The sequence below is a fragment of the Chryseobacterium joostei genome (assembly GCF_003815775.1).
In the GTDB taxonomy this organism is placed as follows: domain Bacteria; phylum Bacteroidota; class Bacteroidia; order Flavobacteriales; family Weeksellaceae; genus Chryseobacterium; species Chryseobacterium joostei.
Map to the genome: position 1 here is coordinate 2,758,177 of NZ_CP033926.1, position 22,349 is coordinate 2,780,525.

Genomic DNA, 22,349 nt, shown 5'->3' on the forward strand with positions numbered 1-22,349 from the left:
AAAATCTATAGAAATAGAAAAACTCATTTAAAAATTCAACCCTTTTAGTTAATTCTGAGAGGGTTTTTATTTTTAATTTTATACTACTAAAAATAAATAATCATGAAAAATTTACTTTTCACATGGGTACTGCTTATTAGCTGTACAGTTTCTCCTACATTAAAAGCTCAAGGCTCAGAACCTTTTTTAGGACAAATTGCATTTGTACCTTATAATTTTGCCCCGCTAGGATGGGCTGAATGCAACGGACAGATTATGTCGATTGCCCAAAACACCGCTCTTTTCTCACTTCTAGGAACTACTTATGGTGGTAATGGAACCACAACATTCGCATTGCCGGACATGAGAGGAAGGGTACTTGTCCATAGTGGCCAAAGCGCCTCGAGTGGAACTACCTACACCATGGGAGAAATCGGCGGAGCAGAAAGCGTAACATTAACAGTTACACAAATGCCGGCTCATTCTCATACAGTAAGTGCCGTAACCGCTGAGGGGAATCAAAATACTCCTACCGGTAATATTCCTGCAGACACAAAACTTCTTGATAAGGAATATTCTGACGCAACATCCAATACAACGATGGGAAGCTCTATGATAAAGCCAGCAGGAGGAAACCAGCCTCATGAAAACAGGCCTCCTTTTATTACCTTAAAGTGTATCATTGCATTGAATGGCATTTTTCCATCACACAATTAATCTAATTGTCATGAAAAATCTCTATTTATTATGTTTGGCTTTTGTAGGCTCAGCTACAGCCCAAACAATAACCTTTAATGGATGTCATAACCTGTTTGATAATCAGAATTTTATTTTCAATAAAACCGGCACGGATTCAAACAGTAAAAATATTTATATGACGACTCCTATTGATGGACAGCCTTGTGGAGGACTAGGAAGCTGTGAGTTTAAAATCCAGTGGAATAACACTTTAACGAGATGGGAATTTCTTGCAGATGAAGGAAACGGAACATTTACCAATCCCACCTTAATGTACTATAATTCAACCGGGAATAATGCGCTTGCTTTACCTCCTGGCAATAGTATTGGCTCTTGGATTGAAAATATTGCAGAAACAAACGGTCAATGTGGAGGAAATCTGAATGCTGTAAATTCAACAATGACAGGTGATGTTCAAAGTCCTACGTTAGGAACCCTCGAGCTTACAAAAAGTAAAATCCAAATCTATCCCAACCCGGTTGTGGACATCATTAGAGTTTCAGGCATTGATGATGGCCAGACTATTCAAATTTATAATATCGACGGACGCCTCATAAGATCTGAAAATTTTGATTCAAGAATTAATATTTCACAGCTTATTTCAGGAATGTATATATTAAGAATTACAACTAAAAGTTTTCAATCTTATGAATTTAAATTTTTAAAAAAATAAATAATGCTTCTTTGAAAATTTACATAAGTGTCAGGAATTTCAAAAGTTTTTATTATTAGTACCAAAAAAAATGCCTCCTTAAAATGGAGGCATTCTTTTTTTATATTGATTAAAACTATTTAATAATCAATTTAGAAGTTTTGTTCTCTTTTCCGTTAGAAACCTGAATCATATAAACTCCTTTTTCAAGCTGCTGGTTTACTTTGAAAACGCCATTTCCTTCTTCAGATACTGATGGACTTGCCACCAATCTTCCCGCCATATCAGAAATTGAAACTTTCAAATTCTTAGCATTTTTAGCCTTGATGAAAACTTTATCTCCCGTAGCAACAGGGTTAGGGTAAATTGTTAAATCACCATTATCAGCTTTCACCTCACTTGTTCCTAGGTTGGTAACAAATTTCACTGTATAATCTTCAATCTGACCATACTTTAATTGTCCACAAGGAGACATACCTGGATTCTCATCATCTACAAGCACTCTCATTCTAAGTGGAGTATTAAGTACTGCTGTAGCAGGAGCTGTAACTGTAGTACTGTAGGAACCTATTGCTGTAGCTGGATCCGCAACAATATTGTCACCAGAACCAACAAGCTCAGAAGCTTCAAATGTTCCGTTATTATTAAAATCAATCCAAACTCTCACATCATTCTCTGAACCCGACACGTTAATCTGAAGATTATGTGTACCAGTTGCTGAAAGTTCAGTAGATGTAGCTTTCAAGCAGCTTGCCCCTGTATAATCTTCATAAAATTTAGGTGCACCAGCCCAATATCCTACAGAACCGTTATTTATATTTCCTAACTTTACCAAAGTAGGTCCTACAAAATAATTAGCAGGAGTTATTACCCCAGTTGGATTACATGTAGCAGCAATAGGAGTTCCAATCGAAGTAGTCGCAGAAGGTGCAGTTGCACCTAATGAAGTACTTAACGCTCCTCTTAATAAGAAGAAATTAAGAGCTGCTTTGTCGTGTTGCCCATTTGTAAATTTGAATGCTATCGGGTTTGTATAATTCATCATATTATACTGTACTCCCTGATAATTGGTCCCTGTACAATAATTCATATCATTATTGGTAGGTGCCGGATCGTTAAGTAAACTTCTTGATCTTTCTGTATCACAAACCCCATCATCATCTACAGAGCAATCGTTAGTAGTTGGTGGACAAAAAGTAGTAGTAGTATCTCCTTGTGGAGCATCAGGGTTTACATTTCCAAAAGTATGAAGTAATCCCATACTATGCCCAAACTCATGAGCTAAAGTAATATCATCCTGTAGTGTCACTACAAAAGATTTCATGAAAGATTCGTATGACGAATCAGGGTTCTGAGGTAGTCCTGCCCATCCCATAATTCCGTATTGCCCACCACCATCTACTTTATTCATAATATAGATATTAAAATAAGAAGCTTCCGGCCAATGGGGAGCAATCGTTTTTACTTGTGCAGTAGTAACTCCATTTGTTCCATTACGCTTTATTCCATACTCATTATACCCCGTAAGTGTACCTCCATTATATCTGATGATCCCTGTAGTTGCATTACAACTAGGATCTCTTTTAGCCAAAACTAATTTTATTGGCATTGTAGCTGCATTTCCAAAATCAGCGGGAACTCCCTGAGCCCATTGATAAGTACCTGCATACATTGCATTACAACGATCCAACCATGCCTGAATTTGAACATCACTTTTATTATAAGCAGAACCTATAGCAGCATCAGTAGGCGCTATCACATGTACAACCACTGGAATTTCGTAAACTCCATTCACAGTTTTAAAAGCACCTCCATTCTTCGCATTGCTGTTCTGGTTGGACGTCACAATACGGTTACGGATATTGCGAATCATTTCGTCAATTTCCTGATTCTGTTTTTTATTCCCTCTTTGCTCAGTATCAAAGTCACACCAGTCTTTTTTTTGTTGAGCTGATAATGTAAGAGAAAATAACATTGCACCATAAAGGAAAGTTTTCTTCATTTCAATAATTTTTAAAAAGTTTTTAAATTTACAATTTTATTCAAATTAAATACAGTTTTACATAAATAAAACAAACTAAAAATGAATAAAAATCAAATATTAATACAGTTAGTAGAAAAAAACTCTTTTTTGTTACACTTTTTATTTTTTTATTTGATAATAATTCAAATATTTTCTTGAAAATCAAATTATAAAAAACTCAAATTAATATAAAATTCACTTTTTAAACAATTTATTAAAAGAACAACACATTAAAACAACTAACTCATTATCAATACAAAAAAACAGTAAAAAACTTAATTAAATCTAATTGCACTTAAAAATAAAAGCCGCACAAATGTGCGGCTTTTACTGTATTATTTAAATTATTTTTTACAAAGAATAATTTGGAGCTTCCTGCGTAATAATTACATCATGTGGGTGCGATTCTTTCAATCCGCTTCCTGTAATCATTACCAATTTGGAATCTTTTTGCAGAACTTCAATATCCTTGGCTCCACAATATCCCATACCGGCTCTTAGACCACCTGTCAGTTGGAAGATTACATCCTCTAACTTTCCTTTGTGTGGCACTCTTCCTTCAATTCCTTCCGGAACAAATTTCTTAGCTTCACTTTGGAAATATCTTTCTTTTCCTCCTCTCTTCATTGCAGAAAGACTTCCCATTCCTTGGTAAGACTTGAATTTTCTTCCCTGGAAGATAATTTCTTCTCCTGGTGCCTCATCAGTACCTGCTAAAAGTGATCCAAGCATTACTGCTCCTGCTCCACTTGCAATAGCTTTTACGATATCTCCTGAAAGCTTAATTCCTCCATCAGCAATTACAGTTACATTTTGAGACTTTGCATACTCGTAGACATTATAAATAGCTGACAACTGTGGTACACCAACTCCTGCAACTACTCTGGTTGTACAGATAGAACCTGGACCAACTCCTACTTTAAGAACATTTGCTCCTGCCTTGATAAGATCTTTTGCTGCATCAGCCGTTACAATATTTCCTCCTACAATATCAAGGTTTGGATAAGTTTTTCTGATTTCAGAAATCTTGTCCAATACCCCTTTAGAATGTCCATGTGCAGAATCAATTGCAATGATATCCACACCTGCCTGAACAAGAGCCTTGATTCTATCTAATGTATCTTCTCCAACCCCAACTCCAGCGCCTACAATAAGGCGACCGTTTTGGTCTTTATTAGCATTTGGATATTCAAGTTGATTATCAATATCCTTGATGGTAATTAATCCAACAAGTTTATTATCCTTATCTACGATAGGTAATTTTTCCACTCTGTTTTTAAGAAGAATTTCCTTCGCTTTTTCAAGGTTGGTATCTTTGTCTGAAGTGATTAGATTTTCTTTGGTCATAATCTCCTCCACCTTCATATCAAGATTCTCCTGATACTTTACATCTCTGTTGGTGATAATTCCAATAAGAACATTATTTGGATCTACTACCGGAAGACCTGAAATTTTAAACTTCGACATCATTTCTTTAGCTTCTGCTAAAGTATGATCTTTTGAAAGAGTTACCGGATCAGAAATCATTCCGTTTTCGGAACGCTTCACACGGTTTACTTGCGCTGCCTGATCGGCAATCGTCATGTTTTTGTGAATAAAGCCTAACCCTCCAACTCTTGCTAATGCAATAGCCAGATCAGCTTCAGTAACGGTGTCCATCGCAGCGGAAACTATCGGAACATTCAGCGTGATTTTGTCGGTAAGTCTTGATTTTAATGAAACCTGGTTAGGTAAAACTTCTGAATAAGAAGGGACTAGAAGAACGTCATCGAAAGTGATGGCTGTCTCTACAATTTTGTTATGAATAGACATCTTTACTTTCTTTGCAAAATTAGGTTATTTTAATGACATATGAAAATCATTTTTAATAGTTTAAATAAAAATTAATAATCAACAAGTTAAATCGAAAAACCGCTCTTTTTAAGAACGGTTTTCCTTTACAAAATAAATTTAGTATGTCTGAAACTACTTGCAACAATTAATTTTTTTTATGATTTAAGAAAAAGATACTCTTAAAATCATTTTTTATTTATCTGAGACAGAATTAATCATTTTTGAAATATCATCAGGTGTAAAATTTCCCTTTACATCTACAAAAACTAATTCTTTCTCTGAATTTACTGTAATCAACATGTTTTTAATGGACTCTCCTTTTTGCTTTACACGCAGGTTTACGTTTTCACCATTATGCTTTATGGTTGCCCAGTCTTCATAATGATTATTATTTAAAAACTTTGCATAATCATTCAGCATCTCTTTGCTTCCGTTTTCTACCGTAAGGATTTTTATTTTAGAAACCTTTGTGATAAGCCTGATGAGTTCTTCACTTTCTCCGTCTTTCCTTAGGGCCTTTTTGATATATGGCTTGGCCAACAGCAGTGGCACGTTAAAACTTGTAAACTTGGCATCCTTAAAATTATAGCCGGAATCTGAAAAGAAAGCCATATTAGGTTTTTCCGAAACAATACAGGATTGAAGCATTCCTATTGTCAAGATAGCAAGAAAAAAGCTTTTAAGAGTTTTCATGGTGATCATTTTAGTCCATTGGTTTTAATAATCCTCCTGAGGTTTTGCTGATGTTTGCATCTATTTCAGGTCTTCCTTTATATCTTACAGATCCTCCTGATGATGCTCTTACTTTCAATTTATCTGACACATTTACAGTAAGGTTTCCTCCGGAAGTAGCTTCTGTTTCAAGATAAGTAAATTTCAGATCGTCGGCTTTACACAATGCTCCACTGCTGATATCAATAGTTCCTGAATCTGCTTTTCCACTCAAGCTGATATTGGAACCGCTTGAACTTTTAATACCGATATTTCCGGCTGTAATCCCTGCTCTGATATTGGAACCTGAAGATACTGAAATAGTGGCAGCATTTGACACCTTGAAATCACCGGTAATATTAGATCCGGATGAAGCATCAATTTTCATATTTTTTTCCTGAATAGAGTTTACAATGGTAAGGTTAGAGCCAGAGGACACCTCAATATCTTCCATTCTTGGAGAGGATACGTTGACGCTTAAATTTTTAAATCTCAGATTTCTTACCCCTTTATTATCAATATAAATTTTTAAAATACCATTCTCCACCTTGGTAATAATGTATTCTAATTTATCAGAATCAGCAATCACTTTTACACTGGTTGGTTTTTCTTGTTTAAAGATTACGTTTACACCTGTACTTACCCTGATGCCTGAAAAATCACCTACGTTTCTGGCTTCCCCGTTAAGGTAAGATGAATTATTATCTGAGGTAAAATTATTTCTTGTGCTGGAAATTGGTTTCTTTTTGGTTTCACTAGAATTAATAATCTTGCTTACATCATCCATGGAAAGTTTTCCATCAAGCATTACAAAAATACTTTCACCGCCTCCTCCGTCAATGCTTAATAACAGATCATCCAGAATACCGTTTTTAGCTTCTGCGGATAAAAACTTCACTTTAGCTCCGGCATTATTCACCGACATGATTTCGCTATAGTTCAGATTCTTTAAGTAAGAGGAAATATCTTTACTAAGCTGAGACATATTCGTTTGAATCTTTCGCCCCTCAGCAGTGTTTCCTTTTTCCTGATTTTCCGTGATCAGAATCTTAAGTCCGTTAATCTTTGACAATAATGGCTTAATCTGATCTAGCTGTGAATCATCAATATTGAGACTGCTAAGCATTCCGAACATTGGTTTGGCAATCTTGATAGATGTTACTCCTTCTACCTCCTGATATTTGTCAAAAAGCTGGTCAAATTTATCTTTTTGTCCATATACATTAAAGAAATGGGAAAAAGCAAGAGCGAATATTATGAATAGTTTTTTCATGAGTCAATTTTATTTTTTTTAAGTTAATGATGGCAACTGTTGTTCTGATTAATAATCATCATCTACCACCGTAGGCTGTGCCAATTTTTCACTAACGTTATTTGCAAATATCTGGAATGAGTATTTTGTTACATTAATTGCTTCTTCTACATTATCAATTCTTTTTCCGTTTACAATAACGTAAGAATTTTCATAGCCCGTAGAATCTTTAGATGTTTTATTTTTAAAAGGAGAATTATCAGCATATCTTGGCTTTTTTTCTCTTTTAAGTCTACCTCTTTTTGGCAATATTTCATCCATAACATCTTTTTCAGCGACATTATTTTCATGAAAGATAGAGTCTTTCTTGGTTCCTGAGATAGAATCAGTATGATTTACTGCCACCTGTTCATTATGGTTATTATTTTCTTCAATAAAACCAGACTTCTGTTTCAACACTTCATTTTTAACCATACTTTCCTGATCCTGGCCCACTGTTCCGGAATTATTCTTAAGGAAAAATCCGATACCAAAGACCAGCATTACACTGGCCGCCATCCAAAACCATTTGGGAAAGGAGGGCTTTTTCGTTTCTTCCAATGGAATAATGGGAGTTTTATTTTCTTCGGGCTCTGCACCTTCTGCTTTCTGAAGAAAATCTTCAAAGCTCCAGTCCATTTTTTCTTCCTTTATATCCCGGAAGACTTCGTTGTATTTATCTTGTAATTGATCTTTTTTCATAGCTCATCAGTTGTGAGATTTGTTCTTTTACTTTTTGTCTCGCTCGCATAAGGTTTACCCTTACTGCATTTTCCTCCATTTCCAGCATTTCAGAAATTTCGGAAACATCATACTCTTCTACATCTTTCAAGTGGATGACCATCTTCTGTTTTTCGGGGAGCTGATTGATAAATCCTATAATATAATCCTTAAGGTTATCAACGTCCATACTGTAGAGCTCTGACCGATGAAGCTGCATATCCGCAAAGCCTATCTTCACATCGTGATGTTTCAGCCGGTTTAGGCATTCATTCCGAACAGACTTCAGCGCATAGGATTTAAAGTTTCCAAATTGCTCAAGCTCATCCCTTTTCTGCCAAAACTTCATCATAAGATCCTGTACTACATCTTCTGCCTCATCACTACTCATAACGAATCGCTTCGCAAAACGATACATCTCGTCTTTGAGAATAAACACCGTATTCTTGAAAGTTTCTTGGGTCATGAGTTTTGTTTCTTATAGGTAAGACAACTGCTGTTTCAAATCTATTACATCAAAAATAAAAAAACTTCAAAAAAAATTGAAGTTTTTATTATAATTCGATTAATACGTATCAAAAATATGTTTTAGAATAGCCTTATCTTCCTCTGCTAGAGGGACTTTTCTTCTTGCCATAGCTCTTTCTGCTACTTCATAAACTTTATCTAATCTGAACCTTTCATCATCCTTTAATCCTCCCCATGAGAAGTTCTCCACAAGATTAGGTGGAAAACCTGGCTTGAAAATATTGGAAGCAACCCCGATTACTGTTCCTGTATTCAATTGGGTATTGATTGCTGTCTTGGAGTGGTCTCCCACAATCAGACCCGCAAACTGTAGTCCTGTATCTTCAAAGGCCTTGGTTCTATAGTTCCATAGCTTAACGTGGCTATAATTATTTTTAAGGTTGGAAGAATTGGTATCTGCTCCAAAGTTACACCACTCACCAATTACGGAGTTTCCTATAAACCCTTCGTGCCCCTTGCTTGTATATCCGAAGATGATAATATTATTTACCTCTCCTCCTACTTTACAGTGCGGGCCAATGGTTGTTGCTCCATAAATTTTTGACCCAAGGTTAAATTTAGAATCATCACCCAATGTAATAGGCCCACGGAGATTGCACCCTTCCATAACCTCAGCATTTTTGCCAATATAGATTTTTCCGGTCTTGGTATTTAATGTTGAGAATTCAATTTGAGCACCCTCTTCAATAAACAAATCTTTTTTGTCTCCTAAAAAACCATTTGTTGAAGATAGTTCCTGCGAAGTTCTTCCTTTGGTAATCAGGTCAAAATCAAAATCAATTGCGTGATGGTTATAAGTAAATAAGTCGGTTGGCTTTTTAAAGAAAATAAGTTCCTCCTTAATATCAGTCATTTTTTCAATCTGATGTAAGGAAAATCCTTTCATATTAATTTTCGCGGCCACCAATTCATCTTCGTAAACTAAAGCTTCTCCTTGTTTAAGATCTTTAATCTGTTGAATTACTGTTTCTGTAGGCAGGAAGTTCGGAACCAGAAAAAGACTTTCTTTTTCTTCGGGAGCTTTAAATTTATCCTGCAGATACATTTCTGTAAAATAAGAAACTTCTGTATTCTCCAGAATTCTCTGCCACCTTTCTGAAAATGTAAGAATACCACATCGCATTGCTGCAACGGGTCTGGTAAATGTAAGTGGAAGAAAATCTTCCCAATATTGTGCGTCTGAAAATACTAATTGCATCATTCAGTTTTAAGTTTAAGGTTTAAAGTTCAAGATGAACAAATTTACAATAAAAAAAGTCTCCCAAAACTGGAAGACTTTTATATTTTTAATTTCAAAAAATTACTTAGCGAATTTTTTGTATTTGTTCATGAACTTATCAACTCTACCTGCAGTGTCAACTAATTTCACTTTACCAGTATAGAAAGGGTGAGAAGTTGAAGAGATCTCCATTTTGATTAGAGGATACTCTTGTCCTTCGAACTCGATCGTGTCTTTTGTTTCTGCAGTAGACTTGCAAAGAAACACCTCGTCGTTACTCATATCTTTGAAAACAACAAGTCTATAATTTTCTGGGTGGATTCCGTTTTTCATAATACTTTTTTTTAAAAAAATTAAGTTTGCTTTCGAAATAGTAATGGATATTTCTCTGCTAAATTTTAGGTTGCAAAAATACAACATTTTTTCTAATTTCCAAATACTGAATCCAATATTTTTTTAATGATAAGAAATTCAAAGTATTTTCGTTAAATTTGGAACTTACTTAAACTTTAATTTCGATGAAATTCAAATTATTACTGGCTTTTTCTTTTTGGATGCTACTTGTTGCAGTATCATGTAATAAGGATGATATTACCTTTGATGCTCCCTCGCAGGAGTTAAGATTTTCAAGAGACACGGTATTCTGTGACACGGTATATCATCAGGTGCGTTCAGAAACCTATGTAGTAAAGGTATATAATAATGAAGACAAGGATGTTCTTATCCCAAGAGTAAATCTTGAAAAAGGAGCTGCATCATTATATAGAATTAATGTAGATGGGAAGCCGGGATATGATTTTAAGGATGTTCCTTTGAGAAAAAAAGACAGTCTATATATATATGTTGAAATAGCACCACAGGCAACCGGACCTGAAGCCATTGCTGAGGACAGAGTTCTTTTCTCCGGACCTACCGGACAACAGCATGTTACGCTATTCTCAGTAGTTCAGGATGCAGAATTTTTTATACAGACTCCTACCAACCCCAATATCATTTCCACCTCTACAACATGGACCAATAATAAAGCGAAGATTATCTACGGGGATCTTAGCCTTGCTCCTAATGTAACTTTAGATATAGATCCGGGTACTAAGGTATATTTCCATAAAAACAGTGGAATGAAAGTTTCTTCCAACGCAGTTTTAAATATTAACGGAACAAAGGATAACCAAGTAATTCTTCGTGGGGATAGAAATGATCCTTATTATGATACTATTTCTAAAAACTGGAATTCCATTAGAATGGAAGCCAATTCTATCCTTAATATGAATCATGCAAGACTTTTCGGAGGAACAAGGGGTCTGGAAATGAAGCAAACCAACGCTTCCATCACCAATTCATTCATCCATACTTTCTTTGAATATGGAATCTATGCGGTAAATTCTAAGGTAACGGCCAGCAATCTTGTCATGAACAATTGCGGATTATCATGTATCGGAATTTTCAAAGGTGGAAATCATAATTATACCCATGCAACAATTGCCAACTATTCTAAATCAATGGGAACATTCGACAGAAATGGAATCTTTGCTACGAATGAGTGGAAAAATGATGCAGGCCAAACAGAGCAGGGCGCTTTACAGCAACTTAATATAAGAAACAGTATTGTTTATTCTGACAGAGATAATTCTGTTCAGTTTGAACCTACACCCGGACAACAGTTTGAATACCTTATTCAGAATTGTTTAATAAAATATTCAGGTCCATCTGAAGCTGGTTTCACTTTTGATAATAATGTAAATATCGTGCAAACGATCAGAAATACAGACCCTCAGTTTGTGAACTATTTTATGGCAAAAATGAACTTAAGGGTAAAAACAACTTCTCCGGCTATCGGAAAGGGAAATGTTTCTGTAGCAGGAACTGTACCTTTTGATATTGTAAATGTATCCAGAACCACTAATCCTACTCTTGGAGCTTATCAATAATGGAAATTACCCAATTACAACAACAGGTTGATGAATGGATCAAAACCATCGGTGTAAGATACTTTAATGAGTTGACCAATATGGCCATGCTGACTGAAGAAGTAGGCGAAGTAGCCAGAATCATTGCAAGAAGATATGGTGAACAGAGTGAAAAGGAAAGTGATAAAACCAAAGACCTGGGAGAGGAACTGGCAGATGTACTTTTTGTAACGCTATGTCTGGCCAATCAGACCGGAGTGAATCTACAGGAAGCATTTGACAAAAAAATGAAGATCAAAACTGACCGTGACAAGGAACGGCATCAGAATAATGAAAAATTAAAATAGAGAGTTCTCAGATAACAGTTCCCAGAGAGTTGGCTAACGTCTTTCATCTGATTCCTGTTATCTGAGGGCTTACTTCTTAAATCTGAAGAAATAATGAAGCTAGAAAAATCAAAATTAATAGGCAATAAGACAGTACAAATCAGCGGTTCGAAAAGTATTTCGAATCGTTTATTGATTTTGGAAAGTTTATTTAGTACTATTAAAATCGGGAACTTATCCAATTCTCAGGATACCCAATTACTGAAGAAAGCATTATCTGAAAACACAGATGTGGTGGACATTCACCATGCAGGAACGGCCATGCGTTTTCTTACTTCCTATTATTCTATTCAGGATGGGAAAACAACTGTCCTTACCGGTTCCGGGAGAATGAAAGAAAGACCTATTAAGAATTTAGTGAATGCCTTAGTAGATCTTGGTGTAGAGATTGAATATCTGGAAAACGAAGGTTTCCCACCTTTAAAAATTACGGGTAAAAAGATCACTCAGACTTCGGTAAATGTTCCGGCTAATATTTCAAGCCAGTTTATTACTTCTCTGTTACTTATTGCCGGAAAACTTGAAAAAGGTCTGGAAATTCATCTTGTAGGTGAAGTAACATCAAGGTCTTATATTGAGATGACTCTTGATATTCTGACAAGATTTGGAATTAAAAACAGCTTTGAAGGCAATACTATTAAGGTAGAACCTTTTCATCCTGACAATGCAACTGCAGTGGTAAGCTATGAGGTTGAAAGTGACTGGAGCTCGGCTTCCTACTTCTACTCGATCTGTGCTTTGGGAAGAGAAACCATTCATCTGAAAAGCTTTTACAAATCATCAACTCAGGGTGATTCTGCGATTGCAAAAATTTACGAGGATTTCTTCGGAATTAAAACAACGTTCTCCGAGGAGGAACACAAACTGACGTTAGAACCTCAACCTGATTTTTCTTTTCCTGAAAAAATCGTTCTGGATATGAATAACTGTCCGGACATTGCTCAAACTCTTTGCGTAACGGCAGCAGCATTAAAAATACCTTTTGAAATATCAGGCTTGGGAACATTAAGGGTAAAGGAAACCGACAGGCTTCAGGCTTTATACAATGAACTAAAAAAGCTGGGTACTGATACCAAAATTACGGATCTAACCATTGATTCTGTAAGCTTTGGGGAACCTGAGGAACATATTTCTATCAGGACCTATCAGGATCATAGAATGGCCATGAGCTTTGCTCCGTTCTGCCTGATTAAGGAACTCAACATTGAGGATGAGGATGTAGTTGAAAAATCTTATCCTATGTTCTGGGAAGACCTTGCCAGTGTGACGATACAATAATTTAACAATTTTAGAATGTGGTAATTTAAGAATGAACTGTTGAGTCTTTTTTAAATTACTACATTTATTAATAGCACCATTCCATGAAAAAGTATTTAATCCTATTTGCTTTAACCTTTCCACTATGCATTTGGGCACAGTATCTTCTTCCCAATGAAGAAATTATGTATTCCTTTGAAACAAAATCAGGAAAAAAAATGACGTTGGTAAAGGATAAAAATAATGAATACATTCAGTACCGTTTTGGAAGTAAAAATCATGTAGACATGGAATTTCCTACGGAAAGAACAAAAGAAAGCTGGAAAAAATTCAAGTACAATTCCTATCTCAGAGGGGGAGGAAAGCAAAATGCAGGAATGGAGCTTAATTATCTTACGTTTACTAATAATGGGTATCAATATCAGCTATTCAGAAGTTATTATGCAGAGGACGAATCCTATTCTACAGGAATCACTGTAACGGATAGTAAGGGTAAGGAAACGAATATTGCCGGAATTTACAAAACCATAAAAGGCTGTATGTGTCATATAGAGGAATCCGGATTGATAGAAAAAGAAGATACCGGGTTATAATTTCAATACCATCTCTATGAAAAGCCTGTTTTCCCTTATTACAATTCTATTCATCACCCTTTCTAATGCCCAAAATCTGAAAGACTTTTCGGTTCCAAAAGGATACACAAAAATTACAGAAGAGAAAGGTGATCTGGATAAAGATGGAAAGGATGAAACGGTCATTATATTGGAGACTAATCAAAAAGCTTCAGAAAACAAAGATGATCCAGAACATAAAGATTTTAAAAGGATTCTCTATATTCTGAAACAGGATCATGGAAAACTTAAGATATGGAAAGAAAACTCTATCCTCATATTTTCTAGTGGCACCGGCTTCTATCCTGAATACAATAGTCCCCCAAAAATTTCTATAAAAACCAATGTTCTTGCAATCACGCAGGAGTTTAATACCAATTCCAGACATACTCTAACGTATCAACATACTTTCAGATTTCAGAATGGTGATTTTTACCTGATCGGTTCATCTGAAAATTTTGCTGACACCTGTGAATTTGATTTTACCTATGAAATCAATTTCTCTACCGGAAAAGTTATTGTTGACAAGAAATTTTCTTCTTGTGATGACAACGAAAAAGTACCTAAAGATTTTTATAAAGAGTTTACCCATAAGTTTCAAGACCTTATAAAAATGGAAAATTTCAAAATCGGGGAACATCAATTTAAAATTCGCGGGTTGAAAGAAGATTTCACTTTTTAGAGCTACAATTTTCACGCTATAATAAACTTCTTCTATTTAGATTTTTTTATTTGATGTATTTCTCTTTCTATTCTCAACAACTTAATCTTCTCTTAAAGTTAAGTTAACTCCTCACTGCTTGATATATTCTTAATTTTAAATACAATTAAAAATATAAACTATGTTCAAGCACCACATGAAATATGTAAAAACTTTTACCCTTAGCATTGCTACTGCAACTGTCTTTTTTTCCTGCTCAGATGGGCTTATTGAAAGAGACTCCAATGAAGCAAACCTTACTTCTATTGAAAAAGCAAGCTATAAGGCATCTTCCTTAGTTCCTATTCAAATGAGCAGCTGGATGTCTGGTCTTCAGGATAATATTTCAATGTCAAAAATCTCAATCCCCGGAACGCATGATTCCGGAGCACGTGTAGATGCTCCTGTAGTAACAGGTACAGCAAAAACACAGGACCTTAGTATTGCTGAACAGCTTAATGCCGGCGTCCGTTTTCTTGATATCCGATGCAGACACATTGATAATTCTTTTACCATTCATCATGGGCCTATTTATCAGAACCTCAACTTTGATGATGTGCTTAATGCCTGCTATGCATTTCTGGAAAGCCATCCGTCTGAAACAATCATTATGTCTGTAAAGGAAGAGCATGATCCCTCCAATACCACCAGAAGTTTCGAAAAAACTTTTGATTCTTATGTTCAGAAAAATCCATCAAAATGGAATCTGGGAACCAATATTCCCACTCTTGGAGAGGTAAGGGGGAAAATCAGATTATTAAGAAGATTCTCTGCTGAAACCGCAAAAGGAATTAATGCAACAGCATGGGCTGATAACACCACATTTGAAATCAATAATTCAGGTGCGTCACTTAAGGTTCAGGATTATTATAAGGTGACTAACAATGATGATAAGTGGAATGGTGTTTCCAGTCTTTTGAATGAAGCAAAAAACAGCAATAACGAAAGACTTTTCATCAACTTTACAAGCGGATATAAGCCGGGAATATTTGGAATCCCAAGCATTCCTACTGTTTCAAACAATATTAACCCTAAGCTTAAGGCATTCTTCCAAGCCAATACCCATGGTTCTTATGGAACAATGCCAATAGACTTTATGAATGCAGAGCTAGCGGAGCTTATTGTTAAAACTAATTTTTAAGGTAGTTAAATATAATTGTAGTTGATAGGCTGCTTCTTTACTGAGGCAGCCTTTTATATTTCTCATATTGGCGATGGTGTAAGTTGTTTCAAAATAAAAATGCAGTCCTCAGCTATTGAAGACTACATTTTTTGAAGAATAAAATTGAAGTATATGAGTTACTTTTCTATGCCATAGGCTGCGAGTATTTTGTTGAATATTTCTGTATTTTCAAATAGACCTGTGAATTCTTTTGAATTTGGACCATAAGCAAAAACACTTGACGGAATAGAGGTATGATCGTTTGTACTGAAGTTTCCGAATACCCATCCGTCTTTTAAGCTTCCATCCAAAAGGGTTAAGCCGCCTGTTTCATGGTCTCCTACAACGATTACTAATGTTTCCTTGTTTTCATCTGCAAACTTCATGGCTTTCCCAACTACATGATCGAAATCCAGTAATTCGGTGACTAATTGCTCTATATTATTGCTGTGCCCACCACCATCAGTCTGGGAAGCTTCCACCATCATGAAGAACCCTTTTTTATTGTTCTTTAGATCATTTAAAGTAAGATCAAAGGCATCAGCCAGCCAGTTTCCTCTTCCATTGGTTATTCTTTGTGACGCCAGAGGATCAATAATTAAGGTCCTATTGTTTATTTTCCCAACAGATTTGAGGTCCTGAAATAAATCTACCTTTGCTTCTTTAAGCTTCTGTTCAGTTTCTTTTGTTAATCCGTTTGTAGGCCCTCCGATCAAAATTTTAGTTTTTGAACTGGCAAAATCCTTTAAAATAGGCTCCGAACTGTTTCTGTTATCTGAATGTGCATAAAAATCTGCCGGAGTAGCATCGGTAACATCACCTGTAGAAATAAGGCCGGATAACATTCCTTTAGCAGAAATAATATCAGGAATCTGAGCCAGAGCTTTCCCTGTACCATCCACTCCCACAAATGTATTTTTTGTTTTTACTCCTGTTGCAAATGCTGTAGATCCGGGCGCCGAGTCTGTCACATAAGCATTGGATGAATTGGTTTTGGATAAACCGGTTGCTTTCATATTAAAGACATTCAGCTTTCCTCTGTTTGCCGTAAAAGCAGCATAATATTGGGGCAGGGAAGTTCCGTCCGGAATCAAAAGAATTACATTTTTCACCTTTTTACTGATTCCGTCTGTTTTATAGGTTGGAGTATAAGTGGCGTACTCCTTTGTATTTTTGTAGAAATTTTTCGGGATCGTATTCATGAATTTTTTAAGATCCGGAATATGATCTGTATTGATGTAATCCACTCCCATATCCATTAGATTCACCCAAGCGTTGGGAAAATCAGGAGCTCCGTAAAAACGCATAGGCTTTTGTTGAACATGGGCTTTATCTACAGCTTTCTTTATCTTTTCAGTTTCTTCATCCCTTGGAATTCCTTTTCCGTTCCATTTTACAAGTTCAGGAAGATCTGCACTGAACATCCCTACTCTTTTCAACTGGTCCGCAGAATAGTTTTTATCAAGATCTCCATCAAAATAAAGATAATTGGGATAGTTTTTAAAATCAGCAGGCTGAGGTCTTCCTCCTGTAATCACAATTTTCACTCCCGAGTTACCCGTAATTTCAGGATATTTCTTCAATGTACTGACCAATGCATTCAAGGTAGTTTTATACTCCTGCTTGATATCGATTAGCAATTGTAATTTTTTATTTGCGTCAGGATAAATATTCCCTTTGTTCAGTTTTATCTGCTTTGAAATATTGTCCAGATAAAGATTTTCAAGGGTTCTGTCTCCGGAAAGTTCTTTTTCTGTGTGGGCTACCCAGAGTTTACCCTTAACTAGAAAAACATCTGCTTCAATGGATCCAAAGTTCGCATAATAAGCCTGCCAAAAAGGGATTTCCTGCATATAATCATTATGAGAATGTGCATTCCCTACATTATAATTCAAATAATTCTGTGCCTGATTTTCGGAAAAAACTGCCAAAGCCAGCAATCCCAATATTTTTGATAATTTCATAAGACCTGTTTAAAAAACTATATCATCACAGATATTTCTGCAATGACATAGTGAATACTATTTAAGATTAAAATTTTACCAACCTTCGTTTTGCTTAATAACACCGTGGCTATTAACAATTTCTGCCTGCGGAACTGCCCAAACATTATGAGTTGCGGGATTGAAGTTTCTTGCTGCCCATACCACTTTTCCGTCTATCCCGTGCAAAGGCTGAGCATAGGTTGACTGGGCATCTCCCCAACGTACAAGATCTCTATGTCTGTCTGCCCATTCACCTGCTAGTTCGCAGCGTCTTTCATGCTTCAGATCAGCCATTGTACATCCCGTTTTGGGAGCTAGTCCTGCACGTTTTCTAATCATGTTGATTTCTGCATCTGCATTTCCGCCAGACATCAACAGAGCTTCGGCCCTGATCAGGATAACCTCAGCGTAACGCATAATCGGAACGGCAAGATCTGTACAAGGATAGTCTCCATTAGCGCTTACATGGCCACTGCTCAACGGATATTTAAAAGCATCCATATATTTATTAAACTGGTATCCTGTAAGGGAGTTAGAAGATGCATATATTCTTTCTGTTCCGTTAAAAGTGAATTTATCTCCTAGTTTAAGAACAGTTGCACTTCTTCTAAGATCTCCGGCTTCATACTCGTCATACAATTCTTTGGTAGGCTGAAAATATCCCCAGCCGTTATATTCTCCCCATCCTTTATTTTCTAACATGACTCCCGGAAGAATGCTTCCCACTGAATTAAACTTAGGAGTACTTGGAATGGACCAGATATATTCTGTACTATAATTATTCTCAGCTTTGAAAACATCTGAATAATTGTTCAAAAGGGTTCTATTTCCTTTTGTCATTACTTCGTTCGCCCAGTATGCTGCATTTTGCCAATCTTTCATAAACAGATATACTTTTGATAAAAGTGCCCATGCCGCTGCTTTATGAGGTCTTCCGTAATCTTTAGCCGGAAGTTCTGCCTGACTTGGTAATAATTCGGCTGCTTTTTTCAGATCATTGACAATGTAATTATAGTTTTCCATTACATTGGAAGCTCTTGGAATAGGGTTTGGATCCGGCTCTTTAGTACGGTCTACAATGGGAACACCCGCCTTTTCATTTCCATAACTATATGCAAGTTCAAAATACATTCTGCTGCTCATAAATAAAGCTTCTCCCAAATATTTATTTTTAACCGCCTGTGAAGCCTGAATATTATTAACGTTACGAATAACACGGTTCGCAACTCCTATCACAGTATATCTTTTATTCCATTGTGTTTCCAGATCTCCTGCTGCGATATAATTGCTGCTAAAATTCTTCACATTATCCGCTTCACTTTTTGATCTTCCTGTTACCATATCGTCACTGGCATTGATAAACCAGAAAAAACCTCGCCCATAGAATTCACTATCAGAAAGTGGCTTATACATAGCGTTAGCTCCGGTAATCAGATCATTTTCTGTTTTCCAGAAGCTAGCCTCCGTCGGAGTTCCCTCTGGCTGTATATCCAGTTCATTGGTGCATGACAGCAATGATGCGGATAGCCCTGTTATTACAATTATTGTATTTAAAAATTTCATCTTTTTACTTTTTAAATTTATTTTAGATTAAAACCCGACTTCCAGTCCGAAAATAAACGAACGGGCCTGAGGATATCTTCCGGTATCAACTCCGTACGTTTCCATTCCTATTTCAGGGTCAAAGCCTGTATATTTTGTGATGGTAAACAAGTTATTGCTCGTCACATACATTCTTATTTTATTCACATCAAGTTTTTTGTAAAGTTCTCTGGGCAATGAATATCCTATCGTAAGGTTTTTCAATCTAAAATAAGAACCGTCTTCTACGTAGAAATCCGACACTTTGGAGTAATTACCACTTGGATCACCTTGTACCACTCTTGGAATATTGGTATTGGTATTCTGAGGAGTCCATGCGTTCAGAATATCCCTGTCCATGTTATAGTTCTGCCCTGTTCCACCTGGGTTTAATGAAATAAATTTCAATCCGTTGAATATTTTGTTTCCATATACCCCCTGGAAGAAAAGGTTAAGATCAAAGTTCTTCCATGACATATTATAGGATAATCCGTAAGAGAATTTAGGATATGGATTTCCAAGGTTGACAAAGTCATTATTGTTCAATACTCCGGTATTCCCATCTTTTTTCAGGAATTTAATATCTCCCGGTTTAGCATTAGGCTGAATAAGATTACCATTGGCATCCTTGTAATTGTCGATTTCTGCCTGAGTCTGGAAAATACCGTCAGTTTTGTAACCATAATAAGAATAGAGAGATTCTCCTACTTTTATTCGGGTAGGTTTCAATACTCCACGAACATTATTACTATTGATAAAGATCTCATCTACACCGGCCAACTGCTTCGCCGTATTTTTTAGTTGACTAAAAGTAGCGCCTATTGAATAGTTGAAGTCGCCTGTATTTTTGCTGTTATAATTAATTCCTAATTCGAATCCTTTATCCTGAAACAATCCGGCATTCACATATTGATCTATATAGCCGGATGTACTTGAAAGGTTAACGTTAAAAATCTGATCTCGTGAGTTCTTGACAAAGTAATCAAACTGTAAAGAAAGGCTGTTTCTCAAGAAAGAAGCATCTACCCCAAAATTGGTTTGCTCTGATTTTCCCCATTTTATATCTGAATTAGGAAATGTTGTAGCATAATAAGCAATATTCTGTGACGGATCCTGCCCGAAAATAACATTATTATCCCTTACCATTAAAGGGTTAACTGCCTGATAAGAAACCCCGCCCAGATTTCCTAAAATCCCGTAACTTCCTCTCAGCTTTAGATTGGAAAGCCAGGCAATATCGTTCATAAAGTTTTCCTTGGAAACCACCCATCCTCCAGAAATGGAATAATAATTAGCAAATCTATTTTGTTTAGCAACCAGAGAGGTTCCATCTCTTCTTCCCAGCAAACTGATAATATATTTTCCTGCATAGTCATAGTTAACCCTTGCCAGATAAGACACCAGAGACTGCTGATATTTATAACTGTATACTTCTTTATTGGTATCCGCAGCATTTTGAAGATATCTGAAGACTTCTGCTTCACTTCTGAAATCAAAAGCTTTTGCTCTGAACCCATCTTCAGTTGTTTTCTGAAAAGTAAAACCTGCAAGGAAATCAAAATTATGCTTACCTGTTGTTAGCTTATATGTAAGGAGCTGTTCGGCAAGAGAAGTGGATATATTGTTAGACTGATATTCCAGGCTATTGGTATCAAATATTTTTCCGATCTCCAGTACTCTGGGAGTAAATTCTTTAACATTTCCGATCTTAAAAGTCTGGGAAAAATTAGAACGGAATTTTAAATCTTTAGCCAACGCAATCTCTACGTAAGGATTGATCAAAATTTCATGCGTTGGATTTTGAATGCTGATCCTTTTAAGATAAGCAACAGGGTTGATCATATCTCCATACCCTCCAGCCACATCAATCGGTAATCCGGAAAAAGCTCCCGTTGGTGTATATACCGGAACATTGGGTGGATAATACATCGCGGCAACCAAAGCTCCTGTGTAGCCATTCTTTGTGTTGGCTGTATTTCCTTGGGAATAGTTATAATACATATTCTCTCCGAACGTTAACCAGTCTTTCACTTTATGTTCAGAGTTTACCCTGAAATTATATCTTTTTGCCTGAGTGTTCAATAAAATACCCTCAAGATTCCTGTGATTCATTCCTACAAAGAATCTGGATTTTTCACTTCCACCACTAAGGTTTACATTATATTCCTGGATGGTTCCTGTACGGAAAATTTCTTTCATCCAGTCTGTTCTGGTAATTCCGCCATCAGCATATTTTTCAGAATTGAAAGCCAGTGGAAGGCTATTGAGTTTCCCTGCGTTAGTATATGCCTGGCGCATCACATCCTGGAATTCTGCAGCATTTAGAGATTCCTTTAATTTCCATGCCTGATTGATTCCGTATTTAACGTCAAAATCAATAGTCAAACTCCCTTTTTTACCTCTTTTTGTGGTAATAAGGATTACCCCGCCGGAAGATCTTGCTCCATAAATTGCAGCAGCAGCATCCTTAAGCACAGAGATATCCTGAATATCATTAGGGTTAATGGCAGGAGTTCCGTTAAAAACCACTCCATCTACAACATAAAGCGGAGTTTCTCCGTTCACCCCTCCCAAGCCACGAATATTTACTTTAGGTGAGCCATTGGGATCTCCCCCTTCGTTTACTACCGTTACTCCGGCGGCTTTTCCCTGAAGTACTTCTCCTACTCCGGATAAAGATCTCGAACTAAGCTTATCCAGCGAAGCTTCTGCAACAGCACCGGATACTTTACTTTTCTTCTGTGTTCCGTATCCTATAACAACAACCTCATCGATGGTTTTTTCCTTTAAGCTGTCCTTTTTTTGAGATAGGAACATCGGTGAAGCAGATATTGCACCAATAAGTAATACCCTACCCGTTAAATAAGTTACTGAGACAGGGATTTTAAATACATTCATGACATCCTTTTTAATTAGATGCAAAATTAGACCAGCACCTACCCTTGCCTCATTAAGGTTTCCTTATGTTTTTATTAAGAAATTTTAGCAGTTATCAAAAAGCAGCTTTCATAAATAAAAATTAAAACACTGTAAAACAACAACATACACAAATAAAGTAATCATTCC

Annotated in this window: 19 protein-coding genes; 8 read left to right on the forward strand and 11 right to left on the reverse strand. The window is 36.2% G+C overall.

The features are described from left to right. Nucleotides 1-102 precede the first annotated feature (102 nt). Both EG359_RS12580 and EG359_RS12585 read left to right on the forward strand, forming a co-directional pair. A complete protein-coding gene (locus EG359_RS12580; protein ID WP_084180470.1) occupies nt 103-696 on the forward strand; it encodes a phage tail protein in 594 nt (197 codons plus the stop codon). 10 nt (nt 697-706) lie between these two features. Then, nucleotides 707-1,390, forward strand: coding sequence for a T9SS type A sorting domain-containing protein (locus EG359_RS12585; protein WP_076355192.1), 684 nt, complete (start codon nt 707-709; stop codon nt 1,388-1,390). Nucleotides 1,391-1,505: 115 nt separating this feature from the next. On the opposite strand, the gene EG359_RS12590 is transcribed toward EG359_RS12585, so the two are convergent. From EG359_RS12590 to EG359_RS12625, 8 genes are all read right to left on the reverse strand, one after another. Next, nucleotides 1,506-3,371, reverse strand: coding sequence for a GEVED domain-containing protein (locus EG359_RS12590; protein ID WP_076355194.1), 1,866 nt, complete (start codon nt 3,369-3,371; stop codon nt 1,506-1,508). A 372-nt stretch (nt 3,372-3,743) separates the two neighbouring features. Beyond that, complete coding sequence (guaB, locus tag EG359_RS12595) at nt 3,744-5,204, reverse strand: IMP dehydrogenase (RefSeq protein WP_076355196.1); 1,461 nt, start codon at nt 5,202-5,204, stop codon at nt 3,744-3,746. Between the two features lie 213 nt (nt 5,205-5,417). Further along, nucleotides 5,418-5,918 (reverse strand): DUF4252 domain-containing protein, encoded by a 501-nt coding sequence (locus EG359_RS12600; RefSeq protein ID WP_076355288.1) that lies wholly within the window; start codon nt 5,916-5,918, stop codon nt 5,418-5,420. Nucleotides 5,919-5,928: 10 nt separating this feature from the next. After that, nucleotides 5,929-7,209 (reverse strand): DUF4252 domain-containing protein, encoded by a 1,281-nt coding sequence (locus EG359_RS12605; protein ID WP_076355198.1) that lies wholly within the window; start codon nt 7,207-7,209, stop codon nt 5,929-5,931. A gap of 48 nt (nt 7,210-7,257) precedes the next feature. Next, the gene (locus EG359_RS12610; protein WP_174567027.1) at nt 7,258-7,929 is read right to left on the reverse strand and encodes a hypothetical protein; all 672 of its coding nucleotides are present in this window, start codon (nt 7,927-7,929) and stop codon (nt 7,258-7,260) included. Then, the gene (locus EG359_RS12615) at nt 7,904-8,413 is read right to left on the reverse strand and encodes an RNA polymerase sigma factor (protein WP_076355200.1); all 510 of its coding nucleotides are present in this window, start codon (nt 8,411-8,413) and stop codon (nt 7,904-7,906) included. The genes EG359_RS12610 and EG359_RS12615 overlap by 26 nt, the downstream gene beginning before the upstream one ends. 99 nt (nt 8,414-8,512) lie before the next feature. Next, nucleotides 8,513-9,673 (reverse strand): putative sugar nucleotidyl transferase, encoded by a 1,161-nt coding sequence (locus EG359_RS12620; RefSeq protein ID WP_174567028.1) that lies wholly within the window; start codon nt 9,671-9,673, stop codon nt 8,513-8,515. Nucleotides 9,674-9,775: 102 nt separating this feature from the next. Beyond that, a complete protein-coding gene (locus EG359_RS12625) occupies nt 9,776-10,027 on the reverse strand; it encodes a type B 50S ribosomal protein L31 (RefSeq protein WP_027375398.1) in 252 nt (83 codons plus the stop codon). 185 nt (nt 10,028-10,212) lie between these two features. On the opposite strand from EG359_RS12625, the gene EG359_RS12630 reads away from it, so the two are divergent. The 6 genes from EG359_RS12630 to EG359_RS12655 all read left to right on the forward strand — a co-directional run bounded on the left by EG359_RS12630 (nt 10,213) and on the right by EG359_RS12655 (nt 15,696). After that, nucleotides 10,213-11,622: a hypothetical protein gene (locus tag EG359_RS12630; RefSeq protein ID WP_076355204.1), complete on the forward strand. Its 1,410-nt coding sequence runs from the start codon at nt 10,213-10,215 to the stop codon at nt 11,620-11,622. Then, nucleotides 11,622-11,948: a nucleotide pyrophosphohydrolase gene (locus tag EG359_RS12635; protein ID WP_076355206.1), complete on the forward strand. Its 327-nt coding sequence runs from the start codon at nt 11,622-11,624 to the stop codon at nt 11,946-11,948. Before EG359_RS12630 ends, EG359_RS12635 begins: the two co-directional genes overlap by 1 nt. A gap of 93 nt (nt 11,949-12,041) precedes the next feature. Further along, nucleotides 12,042-13,265: a 3-phosphoshikimate 1-carboxyvinyltransferase gene (locus tag EG359_RS12640; protein WP_076355209.1), complete on the forward strand. Its 1,224-nt coding sequence runs from the start codon at nt 12,042-12,044 to the stop codon at nt 13,263-13,265. 83 nt (nt 13,266-13,348) lie between these two features. Further along, the gene (locus tag EG359_RS12645; protein ID WP_076355213.1) at nt 13,349-13,837 is read left to right on the forward strand and encodes a hypothetical protein; all 489 of its coding nucleotides are present in this window, start codon (nt 13,349-13,351) and stop codon (nt 13,835-13,837) included. Nucleotides 13,838-13,853: 16 nt separating this feature from the next. Next, nucleotides 13,854-14,537, forward strand: coding sequence for a hypothetical protein (locus tag EG359_RS12650; RefSeq protein ID WP_076355216.1), 684 nt, complete (start codon nt 13,854-13,856; stop codon nt 14,535-14,537). A gap of 160 nt (nt 14,538-14,697) precedes the next feature. Then, a complete protein-coding gene (locus EG359_RS12655) occupies nt 14,698-15,696 on the forward strand; it encodes a phosphatidylinositol-specific phospholipase C (RefSeq protein WP_123867380.1) in 999 nt (332 codons plus the stop codon). Nucleotides 15,697-15,854: 158 nt separating this feature from the next. Here the strand turns inward: EG359_RS12655 and EG359_RS12660 are convergent, their stop codons facing one another. The 3 genes from EG359_RS12660 to EG359_RS12670 all read right to left on the reverse strand — a co-directional run bounded on the left by EG359_RS12660 (nt 15,855) and on the right by EG359_RS12670 (nt 22,181). After that, complete coding sequence (locus EG359_RS12660; protein ID WP_076355218.1) at nt 15,855-17,681, reverse strand: alkaline phosphatase; 1,827 nt, start codon at nt 17,679-17,681, stop codon at nt 15,855-15,857. Between the two features lie 75 nt (nt 17,682-17,756). Further along, entirely contained in the window at nt 17,757-19,265 is a 1,509-nt protein-coding gene (locus tag EG359_RS12665; protein WP_076355220.1) for a RagB/SusD family nutrient uptake outer membrane protein, read from the reverse strand. 27 nt (nt 19,266-19,292) lie between these two features. Continuing rightward, entirely contained in the window at nt 19,293-22,181 is a 2,889-nt protein-coding gene (locus EG359_RS12670) for a SusC/RagA family TonB-linked outer membrane protein (RefSeq protein ID WP_076355222.1), read from the reverse strand. Between the last annotated feature and the right edge of the window lie 168 nt (nt 22,182-22,349).